Origin of the sequence: Wolbachia endosymbiont (group A) of Beris morrisii, from assembly GCF_964028185.1 — a bacterium.
Classification (GTDB): domain Bacteria; phylum Pseudomonadota; class Alphaproteobacteria; order Rickettsiales; family Anaplasmataceae; genus Wolbachia.
On sequence record NZ_OZ034760.1, the window covers coordinates 1,436,538 to 1,449,007 of the forward strand.

17 protein-coding genes and 2 tRNA genes are annotated in these 12,470 nt (G+C 37.4%); 7 read left to right on the forward strand and 12 right to left on the reverse strand.

Annotation, left to right across the window (positions count from 1 at the left end; translation table 11 throughout):
- Positions 1-470: 470 nt before the first annotated feature.
- Entirely contained in the window at positions 471-707 is a 237-nt protein-coding gene (locus ABWU69_RS07640; protein WP_353285147.1) for a hypothetical protein, read from the forward strand.
- Here the strand turns inward: ABWU69_RS07640 and ABWU69_RS07645 are convergent.
- The 3 genes from ABWU69_RS07645 to ABWU69_RS07655 all read right to left on the reverse strand — a co-directional run bounded on the left by ABWU69_RS07645 (position 650) and on the right by ABWU69_RS07655 (position 2,053).
- Positions 650-1,063, reverse strand: a complete 414-nt coding sequence (locus tag ABWU69_RS07645; protein WP_353284975.1) for a transposase — start codon at positions 1,061-1,063, stop codon at positions 650-652. The two genes, ABWU69_RS07640 and ABWU69_RS07645, sit on opposite strands and share 58 nt — an antisense overlap.
- Positions 1,005-1,598, reverse strand: coding sequence for a transposase (locus ABWU69_RS07650; protein ID WP_353284976.1), 594 nt, complete (start codon positions 1,596-1,598; stop codon positions 1,005-1,007). Before ABWU69_RS07650 ends, ABWU69_RS07645 begins: the two co-directional genes overlap by 59 nt.
- 233 nt (positions 1,599-1,831) lie before the next feature.
- A complete protein-coding gene (locus tag ABWU69_RS07655; protein ID WP_265034707.1) occupies positions 1,832-2,053 on the reverse strand; it encodes a WPE palindromic element domain-containing protein in 222 nt (73 codons plus the stop codon).
- Between the two features lie 8 nt (positions 2,054-2,061).
- Between ABWU69_RS07655 and ABWU69_RS07660 the strand changes: the two genes are divergently transcribed.
- Entirely contained in the window at positions 2,062-2,232 is a 171-nt protein-coding gene (locus ABWU69_RS07660) for a hypothetical protein (protein WP_341812817.1), read from the forward strand.
- A 70-nt stretch (positions 2,233-2,302) separates the two neighbouring features.
- Here ABWU69_RS07660 and ABWU69_RS07665 read toward each other — a convergent pair whose 3' ends face one another.
- Complete coding sequence (locus ABWU69_RS07665; protein WP_265034709.1) at positions 2,303-2,524, reverse strand: WPE palindromic element domain-containing protein; 222 nt, start codon at positions 2,522-2,524, stop codon at positions 2,303-2,305.
- Between the two features lie 162 nt (positions 2,525-2,686).
- Positions 2,687-2,989: a WPE palindromic element domain-containing protein gene (locus ABWU69_RS07670; protein WP_265034710.1), complete on the reverse strand. Its 303-nt coding sequence runs from the start codon at positions 2,987-2,989 to the stop codon at positions 2,687-2,689.
- Positions 2,990-2,997: 8 nt separating this feature from the next.
- On the opposite strand from ABWU69_RS07670, the gene ABWU69_RS07675 reads away from it, so the two are divergent.
- Both ABWU69_RS07675 and ABWU69_RS07680 read left to right on the forward strand, forming a co-directional pair.
- Positions 2,998-3,168, forward strand: coding sequence for a hypothetical protein (locus tag ABWU69_RS07675; RefSeq protein WP_341812817.1), 171 nt, complete (start codon positions 2,998-3,000; stop codon positions 3,166-3,168).
- A gap of 25 nt (positions 3,169-3,193) precedes the next feature.
- On the forward strand, positions 3,194-3,340 hold the full coding sequence (locus ABWU69_RS07680) for a hypothetical protein (RefSeq protein ID WP_353285148.1): 147 nt from the start codon (positions 3,194-3,196) through the stop codon (positions 3,338-3,340).
- 177 nt (positions 3,341-3,517) lie between these two features.
- Here the strand turns inward: ABWU69_RS07680 and sucD are convergent, their stop codons facing one another.
- The 7 genes from sucD to hemF form a co-directional block, all read right to left on the reverse strand.
- Positions 3,518-4,402 (reverse strand): succinate--CoA ligase subunit alpha, encoded by an 885-nt coding sequence (gene sucD / locus ABWU69_RS07685; RefSeq protein WP_265034712.1) that lies wholly within the window; start codon positions 4,400-4,402, stop codon positions 3,518-3,520.
- 3 nt (positions 4,403-4,405) lie between these two features.
- Complete coding sequence (gene sucC, locus ABWU69_RS07690; RefSeq protein ID WP_341812816.1) at positions 4,406-5,557, reverse strand: ADP-forming succinate--CoA ligase subunit beta; 1,152 nt, start codon at positions 5,555-5,557, stop codon at positions 4,406-4,408.
- A gap of 37 nt (positions 5,558-5,594) precedes the next feature.
- Entirely contained in the window at positions 5,595-5,795 is a 201-nt protein-coding gene (gene rpsU / locus ABWU69_RS07695) for a 30S ribosomal protein S21 (protein ID WP_006279819.1), read from the reverse strand.
- Between the two features lie 199 nt (positions 5,796-5,994).
- Positions 5,995-6,068 (reverse strand) — tRNA-Pro (locus tag ABWU69_RS07700).
- Positions 6,069-6,277: 209 nt separating this feature from the next.
- Positions 6,278-6,964: a 16S rRNA (uracil(1498)-N(3))-methyltransferase gene (locus ABWU69_RS07705; protein ID WP_353285149.1), complete on the reverse strand. Its 687-nt coding sequence runs from the start codon at positions 6,962-6,964 to the stop codon at positions 6,278-6,280.
- Positions 6,965-6,992: 28 nt separating this feature from the next.
- A tRNA-Glu gene (locus ABWU69_RS07710) sits at positions 6,993-7,064 on the reverse strand.
- Between the two features lie 103 nt (positions 7,065-7,167).
- Complete coding sequence (hemF, locus tag ABWU69_RS07715) at positions 7,168-7,992, reverse strand: oxygen-dependent coproporphyrinogen oxidase (protein WP_265034715.1); 825 nt, start codon at positions 7,990-7,992, stop codon at positions 7,168-7,170.
- A gap of 160 nt (positions 7,993-8,152) precedes the next feature.
- Here hemF and ABWU69_RS07720 point away from each other — a divergent pair, with 160 nt between their 5' ends.
- The 3 genes from ABWU69_RS07720 (at position 8,153) to ABWU69_RS07730 (ending at position 12,414) form a co-directional block, all read left to right on the forward strand.
- Complete coding sequence (locus ABWU69_RS07720) at positions 8,153-10,633, forward strand: response regulator (RefSeq protein ID WP_265034716.1); 2,481 nt, start codon at positions 8,153-8,155, stop codon at positions 10,631-10,633.
- 90 nt (positions 10,634-10,723) lie between these two features.
- Positions 10,724-11,566: a ParA family protein gene (locus ABWU69_RS07725; RefSeq protein WP_265034717.1), complete on the forward strand. Its 843-nt coding sequence runs from the start codon at positions 10,724-10,726 to the stop codon at positions 11,564-11,566.
- Positions 11,563-12,414, forward strand: coding sequence for a ParB/RepB/Spo0J family partition protein (locus tag ABWU69_RS07730; protein WP_265034718.1), 852 nt, complete (start codon positions 11,563-11,565; stop codon positions 12,412-12,414). The genes ABWU69_RS07725 and ABWU69_RS07730 overlap by 4 nt, the downstream gene beginning before the upstream one ends.
- The last annotated feature ends 56 nt before the right edge of the window (positions 12,415-12,470 follow it).

Genomic DNA, 12,470 nt, shown 5'->3' on the forward strand with positions numbered 1-12,470 from the left:
ATAATGCAAAAACCACTTGACAAACTCCGCCAGCCCCCTTATCATGATGCTGAAGGTATTCAGTTATCTTCATCTGTGCAGATTAAACAGCAAGAAAACAACGTAGTTGGCGTCTTATTTTTAATTTTTTGCACTATGTGCACCTTATGTCTTCACAATATTTCTAGGTTTTTACCTATATAAGCTGAAACGCGCTTATAAGTCGTTTAAGACAGTATAGTACGCCAATTTGCAGGATTAGGGAGTGAACACTAATTACCACGGGGTTTCTTTTGCCTTTTTTTCTGCTTAGTAAATTTCTTAAACATTTTAGCTAAGGTTAGTTGCACTTAAAAGCAGCTAAATTGCAGTGTTTAAGACTTAAAAAACGCCAATACTGAAAATAGACAGTGACCAGGGTTTCTTTTGCCTTTTTTTTCGTTTGGTAAATTTCTTAACGTTTATAGCTAACATGAAGCTAAGTACGAACTTTGTTAAACACAACAAATGGTGTCATGCCAGTGCTTGACACTGGCATCCAGCCTTCCTGCAATCTCATCGAAAACGTTGTATTTCAACGTAAAACATCTATTTTTATGCTTATCAACTTAGCTGGATCCCAGTGGGCTTTGTTGCATAGCACCTTAAGCAGTGATGGTTTACGACAAATTTATGTAATGATTTCAAATTTAGCCATACCAATATCAGTGAATTTGTTGAGCAAATAGCACTTAATTAGTAATTCTTTTTCACGATTTACTTCAGATTTATTCCTAAAGCTAAATCCAAATACTTGCTTCAACCTTGAGAAAAATCCTTCTATGTAAGATCTCTTTCCATAAATTGCTTCCTTTTTCCACTCTTTTACACCATCTTGTCCATATAATTTTATTAACCTAATAGCAGCATTTCTGTCAGACATATAATCTATTTTTGAATGTTCTGCTGCATCCTTTTTTGGTAGAACTTTTGTCTTTATATCGTATTTCTTACACAATTTATAAAGTTTGTGCCTATCGTATGCCCTATCTGCATATAATTTTGTGCTGAAAATTAACTTCTTCAAGCAAATCGCAAGCTCCATAGTGGTCAGAGTAGACGCCATTACTGTATCTTGCAGCTATAGCTTTTTTACTATTCACACTTAACATAACATGTAACTTTCTTACTTGCTCGTAGCTTCGGTACTTTCTATCTGCACTGTTTTCCTTACTGTGGCCAGGAGTGTTACTGTAAATGCTGATACTTGTGCTATCTATGATAATTTCAATATTTTCCATGTTGCTTTTATCAACCCTGCAATCATTTATCTTAATATTAAGTTTTTTAAACCTTCTTGATGCTTGTGAATAGCTGATAACTGCCAATTTTTTTCCTATTTGTTGCAGATATCCTTTTATAAACCCCACCGTTTGTCTTAAACCAATTCTAAAAAGATTGACAATTATATGCACCAAAATTACGACTTTATCACTGTAAATATAGTTGCCGCCCTGCATTTTTGGACTATTTTCATACCAATTTTCGATAGCTTCATCGATGTAACGAAAAATATTTCCCCTTTTTTCAAGGAATTTGTTATATTCGTTTTGGTTACTGACTTTCATTTTCTGTGGCATATTTTTTCTTCAACAGTTAAATGGTTATTTATAATGAATTTTGTCAGTAGCCACCAGATTTTTTCGGTTGCTATGCAACAAAGCCATCCCAGTGTCAAGCACTGGGATGACATTATAGGGGCGCTGGCCTGACAATCGTCATCCCGCTGCTTGTTAGCGGGATCTATGCTAAGAGATACCGTGACGGTATGACGGTTCGCGGCGGCATGACAGCTAAGTAACTCGTCATCCCGCTACGTGTTAGCGGGATCTAGAGATACCGTGACGGTATGACGTAGGACTGCTGTCATGCCAGTGCTTGACACTGGCATCCAGTCTTTATTATGCAGCCACTTGGTTAGAATTAAGTTTTCTGGATCCCAGTGTCTGGGCACTGGGATGACACCTCTGGGCACTGCCGTCATAAAGGAACCAGTGTCAGCTACTTGAATGACAGCTAGCCTGACAATCGTCATCCCGCTGCTTGTTAGCGGGATCTAGAGATACCGCGAATGAATCGCGGTATGACGGTTCGCGGTGGTATGACGATAACCTCGTCATCCCGCTACGTGTTAGCGGGATCTATGCTAAGAGATACCGTGACGGTATGACGGTTCGCGGCGGTATAGTAATTCGTCATCCCGCTACGTGTTAGCGGGATCTAGAGATACCGTGACGGTATGACGGTTCGCGGCGGCATGACAGCTAAGTAATTCGTCATCCCGCTACGTGTTAGCGGGATCTAGAGATACCGCGGCGGTATGACGTAGGACTGCTGTCATGCCAGTGCTTGACACTGGCATCCAGTCTTTATTATGCAGCCACTTGGTTAGAATTAAGTTTTCTGGATCCCAGTGTCTGGGCACTGGGATGACACCTCTGGGCACTGCCGTCATAAAGGAACCAGTGTCAGCTACTTGAATGACAGCTAGCCTGACAATCGTCATCCCGCTGCTTGTTAGCGGGATCTAGAGATACCGCGAATGAATCGCGGTGTGACGGTTCGCGGCGGTATAGTGATTCGTCATCCCGCTACGTGTTAGCGGGATCTAGAGATACCGCGGCGGTATGACGGTTTGTGGTGGAATGACGATAAGCTCGTCATCCCGCTACGTGTTAGCGGGATCTAGAGATACCGTGACGGTATGACGGTTCGCGGCGGCATGACAGCTAAGTAACTCGTCATCCCGCTGCTTGTTAGCGGGATCTAGAGATACCGTGACGGTATGACGTAGGACTGCTGTCATGCCAGTGCTTGACACTGGCATCCAGTCTTTATTATGCAGCCACTTGGTTAGAATTAAGTTTTCTGGATCCCAGTGTCTGGGCACTGGGATGACACCTCTGGGCACTGCCGTCATAAAGGAACCAGTGTCAGCTACTTGAATGACAGCTAGCCTGACAATCGTCATCCCGCTGCTTGTTAGCGGGATCTAGAGATACCGCGAATGAATCGCGGTATGACGGTTCGCGGTGGTATGACGATAACCTCGTCATCCCGCTACGTGTTAGCGGGATCTATGCTAAGAGATACCGTGACGGTATGACGGTTCGCGGCGGTATAGTAATTCGTCATCCCGCTACGTGTTAGCGGGATCTAGAGATACCGCGGCGGTATGACGGTCTGCGGCGGTATGACGGTTCGCGGTGGCATGACGATAACCTCGTCATCCCGCTGCTTGTTAGAGGATGAGATACCGCGAATGAATCGCGGTGTGACGGTTCGCGGCGGTATAGTGATTCGTCATCCCGCCACGTGTTAGAGGATGAGATACCGCGGCGGTATGACGTAGAGTCAGCGTTAGCTATAACACAACACTTTTATACTCACCAAATCAGTTTGCTTGTAAGCAAGCAAACTTTCCTGGATCCAAGTAGTCAAGGCACTGGGATGACATCATTCTTGGTCCCTTATATCACAACGTTCGTACAGTTGCGTTTTAGGTTAGGCACTGATGCATTACTTCCAAAACTTTTTTACCAATCACCGCAGGGGTTTCAGCAATTGCAATCCCGGCACTCCGCATAACTTCTAGTTTTGCACCAGCACTTCCACCGCTGGAAGAGATGATTGCTCCAGCGTGTCCCATACGTCTTCCTGGAGGTGCTGTTTGACCTGCTACAAAACCAACGATTGGCTTTTTAGTCTTTTCTGTTTTCACAAAATGTGATACATCTTCTTCTTCGTTTCCACCTATTTCACCAATAACTACAATACCATGAGTATCGTCATCTTTTAAAAAGAGCTCCATACAGTCGACAAATGTCATACCATGAACTGGATCTCCCCCAATTCCGATACATGTGGATTGACCAAGACCAACAGCGGTTGTTTGTGCTACTGCTTCGTAAGTTAAAGTTCCAGAGCGAGACATAATTCCTATGTATCCACGCTTATGGATATGGCCAGGCATAATTCCTATTTTGCACTCTTCAGGCGTAATAATTCCCGGACAGTTGGGACCAACCAATCGACTTTTTGAATCAACAAGCGCGCGCTTAACTTTCACCATATCAAGTATAGGAATGCCCTCTGTAATACAAACTATCAATTCTATTTTTGCATCTATTGCTTCAAGTATTGCAGCAGCAGCAAATTTAGCAGGTACATATATTACCGTGGCATTCGCATCAGTTTTTTCTCTAGCTTCTGCTACAGTATTAAAAACCGGTAAATTAAGGTGAGTGCTACCACCCTTTCCAGGAGTTACACCGCCAACCATTTTCGTCCCGTAGTCAATAGCTTGCTCTGAATGAAACGTACCTTGTGCACCAGTAAAACCCTGGCATATTAATCTTGTATCTTTATTTACTAAAACGGACATGCTTTATTTTACCTCTTTTACTATCTTTTGCGCAGCATCACCCAGTTCATCTGCAGCAATAATATTTAATCCTGACTCTTCTAAGATTTTTTTTCCTTCTTCAAAATTAGTACCTGATAATCTAACCACTAGAGGAACTTTAATGCTCATTTCTTTTGCAGCCGCAACAATTCCACTTGCGATAATATCGCAACGCATTATACCACCAAATATATTAACCAAAATTCCTCTTACGTTGCTATCAGACAATATGATTTTAAATGCTTCAGTTACAGTTTCTTTACTCGCTCCACCACCAACATCCAAAAAGTTAGCAGGCTCTGCTCCGTAGTATTTTATTATATCCATTGTTGCCATAGCAAGACCTGCACCATTTACCATGCAACCAATACTGCCATCCATTTTGATGTAACTGAGCCCATACTTTGAAGCCTCTATCTCTTCTTTCACTTCTTCATCATAATCACGAAGTTCCATAATTTCTGGGTGACGATATAAAGCATTGTCATCGAAATTAATTTTCGCATCGAGCGCAATAAAATCTCCAGAACTTGTTTCAACCAGTGGATTAATTTCAATTTGGCTCGCATCAGTTGCAATAAACGCATCATATATATTTTTTGCAACATTTGTTATTTTTTCTATTTGTTCTGGACTCAAATGAAAACTGCTGCTTAACTTGCTGCTATCAAAACTTGTAGCAGAATCAATATCAAATTTCACAATTTTTGCGGGAGAATTTTTCGCCACTTCTTCAATGTCCATTCCACCTTCTGAGGAAAATATGAATATTGGCCTACTGAGCTTCGGGTCGATTACCAGGCTTAAATAATACTCTTTCTTAATGCTTGAGCCTTCTTCAACGTACACTTTTCTTACTTGCTGCCCGCTTGGCCCTGTTTGATGAGTAACTAAAGTCATACCAATCATGTCCTTTACAAACTGTTGAGCTTCTTCAGCTGACTTTGCTAGCTTTACGCCACCGGCTTTACCCCTACCACCTGCATGAATTTGAGCTTTAACTACAAACACGTCAGATTTTAATTGACTTACTTGAGTCTTTACTTCTTCCGCAGATGTAGCAACAAAACCTTTTGGCACTGGGACATTAAATTTATGCAAAACTTCTTTCGCTTGATATTCGTGAATATTCATAAAACAACCAATGATAAACTATTAACTTGAGTACAAACTACCAACCATAACGCTGCCTTCTGCACTCTTGTTGGTACCTCTTTTTTTTAGCTTCAGCTTTCTTTTTGGCTCTTTTTTCTGATTTTTTTTCATGATATTGTTTTTTCATTTTCAACCCTCTTCCTTCCTTTTGAATTGTTTTTTTCAATACTGGAAGAGCTCTGTCTACATCACCATAATGGACTGATACTTCTATCAAACTCTATACCTCCTTCGGTAATCATTTCAAAATCTATTTATAAATTAGAAAATTAACATTGTCAATTATTTTATAAACTTGAGCGTTAAAATGTAATATGCCACAATTTACATGGTAAATGATGTCATTCCAGTGTCAGCTACTTGCTTACTGATGGAGATTGCTCTTATGTTACAGCGTTTTTACAATTATACTAACATCGGGGCGGAGAGATTTGAACTCCCGACCCTTTGGTCCCAAACCAAATGCGCTACCAGGCTGCGCTACGCCCCGACTTCTTTACTCAGAGTATCAATAACTCAGGCAAAATGCAAGATTCATTTGTTTACTTTAGAAAAAATATAATACGAGATTTAATATTATCTTAGAATATGTTTTTTATTAGCTCCTCTTTAACAACAGACTGCTTCGTAGAGAGTCTACAGAGTTTTTGTGCGCGCAACACTGAACCAGATTTCTTTATCTTAGCCATATTTAAAAATCTAGCTACACCAATTGGTGAAAGTTAGTGCAGCAACTACAGCAGTATCGACTCTTAAAATTCTTTTTCCTAGACTCAATTTTTGACAAAACTTATCGGCAAGATCAAGTTCATAAGATGAAAAACCACCTTCAGGGCCAACAATAATAGCAACATTTTTTTTGCCTTTCAGCACTTTATCAGCTTTACCTGTTTCATCACATAAAACAAAATTTTTACTCTGGGAATCAGGTAACTCACAAAAGTTAATAGGAGGCAAAATCTCTGGTATACTCATCCTACCGGATTGTTCCGCAGCTTCGATTGCCTGTAATTTTGCTCTACTTAGGTTAATGTTTTTTACTACTGTACGTTCCGTTGAAATAAATTGAATGCAGGTTACTCCCATTTCAGTTGCCTGTCTTACTATGTTGTTCAAAGCAGCACTTTTTACCATGGCACAATATAAGTATAAATTTTCCTCATACTGCTGTTGTTTAGTACATTCTTTGAGTGTAACTTTTGTCAATTTACGCGATATATTAACTACTTCTCCTAACCATTCTCCATCTTTTCCATTAAAAAGAGAGAGATTACCATACTTCTTAAGCCGCATTACATTGCAAATATAGTGACTTTGTTGTGGATTAAGTGCTAAACTCACGCCTTGTGATAAAGCTTCTTCAACATAAAGCCTAATTTTTCCCATTTAAAACTTTAATTATATTCTATTTGAGTGACTCTTACGGGATTTGAACCCGTGTTACCACCGTGAAAGGGTGGTGTCCTAACCACTAGACGAAAGAGTCAATGTTAATAACTCAAGTTATATTGATTATGCACATAAAGTCAATTCAATTGTTTTACGACACAAGCAGTTTTTGTGAAATCCCAATTTGCAATAAGAGTGATTTACACCCACTTAACAAGTGGTGGCATTGACATCATAATTGCATCTGGATTGCCGTCAGTCATCAAACCAAACCTTGTGCCACGATCGTATAACAGATTGAATTCTACATATCTGCCACGTTTTATTAATTGATTTTCTCGTTGTTCTTTTGTCCAAGATTTTTGTATATGTTTACGTATGATGTGCAAATAAATTTCCAAAAAGGCTTCACCTACTGCTTTTGTGAACTCAAAATCATTCTCCCAATTGCCAGAACTCAGATTATCATAGAAAATACCACCAATGCCACGCGGCTCTTTTCTGTGTTGTAAGAAAAAATAGTTGTCACATTGCTCTTTAAATTTTGGATAATATCCGGTGTCAAATCTATCACATGTCATTTTGATTGATTCATGAATATACTTGCAATCTTCTTCATTTTTATATATCGGCGTAAAATCCATTCCTCCACCAAACCATTGTTTTGAAGTATATATCAGCCTTGTGTTCATATGCGCTGCAGGGATAAGGGGCGATTGCATATGAGACACTAAAGATATACCGCTTGCCCAAAACTCTCCGTTACTTTCACTTGCACCAGGAATCTCATTAATGGCTGAATCTGCAAATTTTCCGTGTACTTTTGAAACGTTTACTCCAACTTTTTCAAAAACATTACCAAAAATAATTGTAGATTCACCACCTCCACCACCTGGGCGATCCCACTTTCTCTTTTCGATCTTTGGCTCTGCGGATGATTGTTTTTCAATTAATAAGAAAGATTCTATAATCTTATCTCTTAGTGCACAGAACCACTTAAATGCTTGTGTTCTTTGTTTTTCCATAATATCCTCTCGCTAGCTTATTAACATTGTTATATCTGATATTTAAGGAACTTAATTAGATTTGGATGATAATTATCTATCAAAGACGTTAATAAATCTATAATAATTAAATCAATATAATAAAACATTTTCGTATGTACAACGATGCCAAGTAACAATAATGAGTAAAAGATACATAGATAACAAAAAAGAGAACAGGGTTGACTTCATACTAAGAAATTATGGAATGTCAATTGTTGTGATGGCAGTTATTATGCTCTTACCTCCAGTAGCAATATCGATACTCTACTTTTTTGATATATATAGTCAGCATATTAATATAGAGATTAATTTATTAGTTAGCATTCTAACAACTCTCTTTATGATATATAATGTAAAACGCTACAGATACCTACTTAATACTATAGAATTTCAAAATGCAATATTTGCAAATGCACTAAATCATAATACAGAATTTTGCCTTATTTTACACAAAGATGAGGGTATTATTTATGCTGATGCAAGGTTCTACGAAAGGTTTAAAGATCATATAGATGATGACATTACGTTGGGCAAGATTCTTGAAATAGGAGATGTTTCAGAAGAAGACAAAAAAGTACTCTATCATGCACTAAAAAATAACTCTTCTGTACAGGTATGCATTTCCTTAAACAAGAAGAATAGAGTATCTAACTTTCTTTTGCTCTTTGAGCCGATACCAGATAATCCCCAAATTGCTATAAATAGTAATAAGATTTTAAATTTATCATTAGTGCCAATAGCAAGGCCAGATGGGTATTTTGTGTTAAAAGCAACACAGACAAACAAGGAGCAGATATATGAAGAGTTAATAGAAAAACACAGTATAGGAACTTACATTGCAAATGCCAAAGGGGTGATTTTATCTGTAAATAAAAGATTTTTAGACATATTTGAACTGAAAAAACTGGAAAAAGGTAGCTCAATCAGTGATTTTATATCTCAATCTAAATATAACAATACAACAACCGATAATGAAATTTTGTTTTTTACTATAAGTGGTATTCCATTCAAGGCTTATATGAGCACTGCTATATTTTGTGATAAATACAACCATAGCTATATATATGGCTTTATAACACCAACCGAATCAAATATTGTTGATTATCAATTACACCCTTGTTTTGCAAATTCATCAATTGCTATTGCACAATGTGACATAAATGGCAACTTTGTAAAGAAAAATACGGCACTAATAAAGCTTGCAGGGTCAGATAATAATTCAATCTTTACATTGATATTGGATAGTTATCATGTGAAAATACGTGAATATTTTTCGAGTAATAGAATAAATAATGCATCCTTTGATGTACAGCTCAACGGCGGTAATAACATAAAAATATATTTCAATAAGTTTCTTCATAACAAAATGATCTTCATACTTTGTTATTTTATTGACAATACTGAACACAAAAACCTAGAGATAAAGCTTGAGCATTATCAAAAGATGCAAGCTATAGGGCAGTTAGCAGGTGGTATTGCGCACGATTTCAACAATATATTGACTGGGATAATAGGATTTTGCGATTTGCTTTTACTCCAACATTCAGCTGGTGATCCATCTTTTGGAGATATAATACAGATACAGCAAAATGCAAAGCGTGGATCAAATTTAGTAAGACAATTGCTTGCTTTTTCAAGAAGACAGACCTTGCAGCCAAAAATTATTGATGTAAATAGTACTATAGCTAATCTTTATGAAATGATAAAAAGATTAATAGGTGAAAATATAAAATTTAATATTTATTATGGTAGAGACTTGGGTGCTGTTAGGGCTGATCAAGGGCAATTAGAGCAAGTTATACTTAACTTAGCAGTCAATGCTAGTGCTGCTATGGAAAAGGGTGGAGAATTAACTATACGAACCTTTAATCAAAAGATTGACTCATTAAATTCTACACCTCAGGATATGTTTTCTCCAGACAAGGAAGCGATTGAACATGGAAATTATGTTGTGATTGAAGTAATTGATACAGGATGTGGAATGACGAGTGATACAACTGAAAAGATCTTTGATCCATTTTTTTCTACTAAAGATATTGCTTCCGGTACAGGTCTTGGCCTCTCTACTGTATATGGCATTATTAAACAAACTGAAGGATACATCTATGTTGCTAGCAAAGTAAATCATGGAACTAAATTTAGCATATTTTTGCCCATGGTTTACATATCAGATGAAAATTTGAGAGAGGAAGATAGTGAAGAAATAGAAAGACCGGTAGTAAGTGAAATTAAAGGTAATGGTATAATTTTATTGATCGAAGATGAAGATTCAGTAAGGGAATTCATCTCTAAAGCACTCAAAAGAAAAGGATTTGATGTAATAGAAGCGAGCATAGGCAGCGAGGCGCTAGAAATAATCAGTAAAAAAAGTCAACACATAGATCTTATAATCACTGATGTAATCATGCCAGAGGTGAGCGGCCCAGAAATAGTTAAAGAAGCATTGATCCATAGGCCAAATATCAACGTTATTTTTATTTCTGGGTATGCAGAAGATGCTTTTTTAAAGAGTGATGACATCAATATAGAAGATTTTCACTTTTTGCCAAAACCATTCACTCTGAATGAATTAGGAGACAAAGTTCAAAGTGTATTACACGAAGCAAAAAAAATAGTCTAATTTTAGTACGATTAGCAACAAAAAAATTTTCTAATGCAAAAGTTTCTTGCATATATACAATAGAATTATTTTATACATAAGATAAAAGGCGTGAGCAAGATTATTGCAATAGTAAATCAAAAGGGTGGAGTTGGCAAAACCACAACTAGTATAAATTTATCGACAGCCTTTGCTGCTGTGGGAAAAAGCACTTTATTGGTAGATCTTGATCCTCAAGGAAATGCTAGTACAGGGCTCGGGATTTCTTATCGTAGTAGGGAAGAAAAAAATATATACAAAATACTACTGAGCAGCGAAAATAAATTGATAGAATCGGCAATTTTCAATATAAAGGAAATTCCAAATTTATCACTAATTTCGTCAGTAGTTGATTTATCAGCTGCAGAAATTGAATTATCGCAACTTGAGCGAGGAAAATTTGTGCTAAAAAGCGCATTAGAGAAGATATGCGATAATTATGAGTATATAATCATTGATTGCCCTCCATCACTTGGGCTTCTAACCATAAATGCTTTGACTGCTGCTAATTCTATTATTGTTCCTCTTCAGTGTGAATTTTTTGCTCTGGAAGGATTAAGCCATTTAGTTAAAACTGTAGAACTGATAAAAAGGAATAACCTAAACCCTTTTTTGGCAATAGAAGGGATAGTGTTAACAATGTATGACAGGCGTAACAAACTCAGTGAACAGATTAAAAACGATATTTGCCAGTATTTAAATGATAAAGTATACAAAACTATCATCCCATTGTATGAGACTGTTATTCCACGTAACGTACGGTTATCAGAAGCGCCTTCTCATGGAAAACCCGCTATTGTGTATGATCTTAAGTGTCCTGGTGCACAAGCATATATAAGTTTGGCAAGGGAAATTTTAAAAAAGCACGCGAGCAGTTGTAAGGAAAAGAAGCTAGTGAGTGAGGGCGTGGTATGAAGGATGATAGACGCCTCGGCAGAGGTCTTGCCGGCCTCATAGGCGATAATTATGATAATAAAGAAGATCGACAAGAGTATTTGCCTATTTCATTACTGCACCCAAGCAAATTTCAACCGAGGAAACATTTTGACGAGGAATCATTAAGAGAACTTGCAAGTTCAATAGAGAAAAACGGCATTATACAGCCTATCGTGGTACGCAAAGATTCAAATGATGATGGTTACGAAATAATAGCTGGGGAACGTCGTTGGCGAGCAAGCAAGATTGCAAATCTTAATAGTGCACCGGTTATCATAAAAGATTTGAACGACAAGGAATGCTTGGAAGTATCCATAATTGAAAACATACAAAGACAAGATATTAATCCAATAGAAGAAGGTGAAGCTTACAGAAAACTGATAGATGAGTTTTTCTATACACATGAAGAATTAGCTTCAGCTATAGGCAAAAGCCGCAGCCACATAACTAATATGACTCGGATGTTATCACTTCCCTATAGTGTGAAAATGATGATCAATGAAAAAAAATTGTCTATGGGTCATGCAAGAACACTGATTAATGTTGAAAATGCAGAAGATATTGCAGAAAGAATAGTTTCTCAGGCCTTAAGTGTTAGACAAACTGAAAAATTGATAAAAGACTTACACCAAAATAATAATCAAAAAGAGCAGAGATATACTAGAAATCAAGATATGACGGTAATAGAAGGCGCTATATCTTCTCAACTTGGTTTAAAGATCAAAATTAATGACAACAATTCTAAGGGTAAAGTTATGATACGGTATAATAATCCAAATGAATTAGATTTAATATTGAAAGTTTTGAATAGGAAACTTGAGGCATAGCTAGTAGCTGCCAGCAAAGCAACAAACCAATATCAACTGTTGGTGTCACCCAAGTA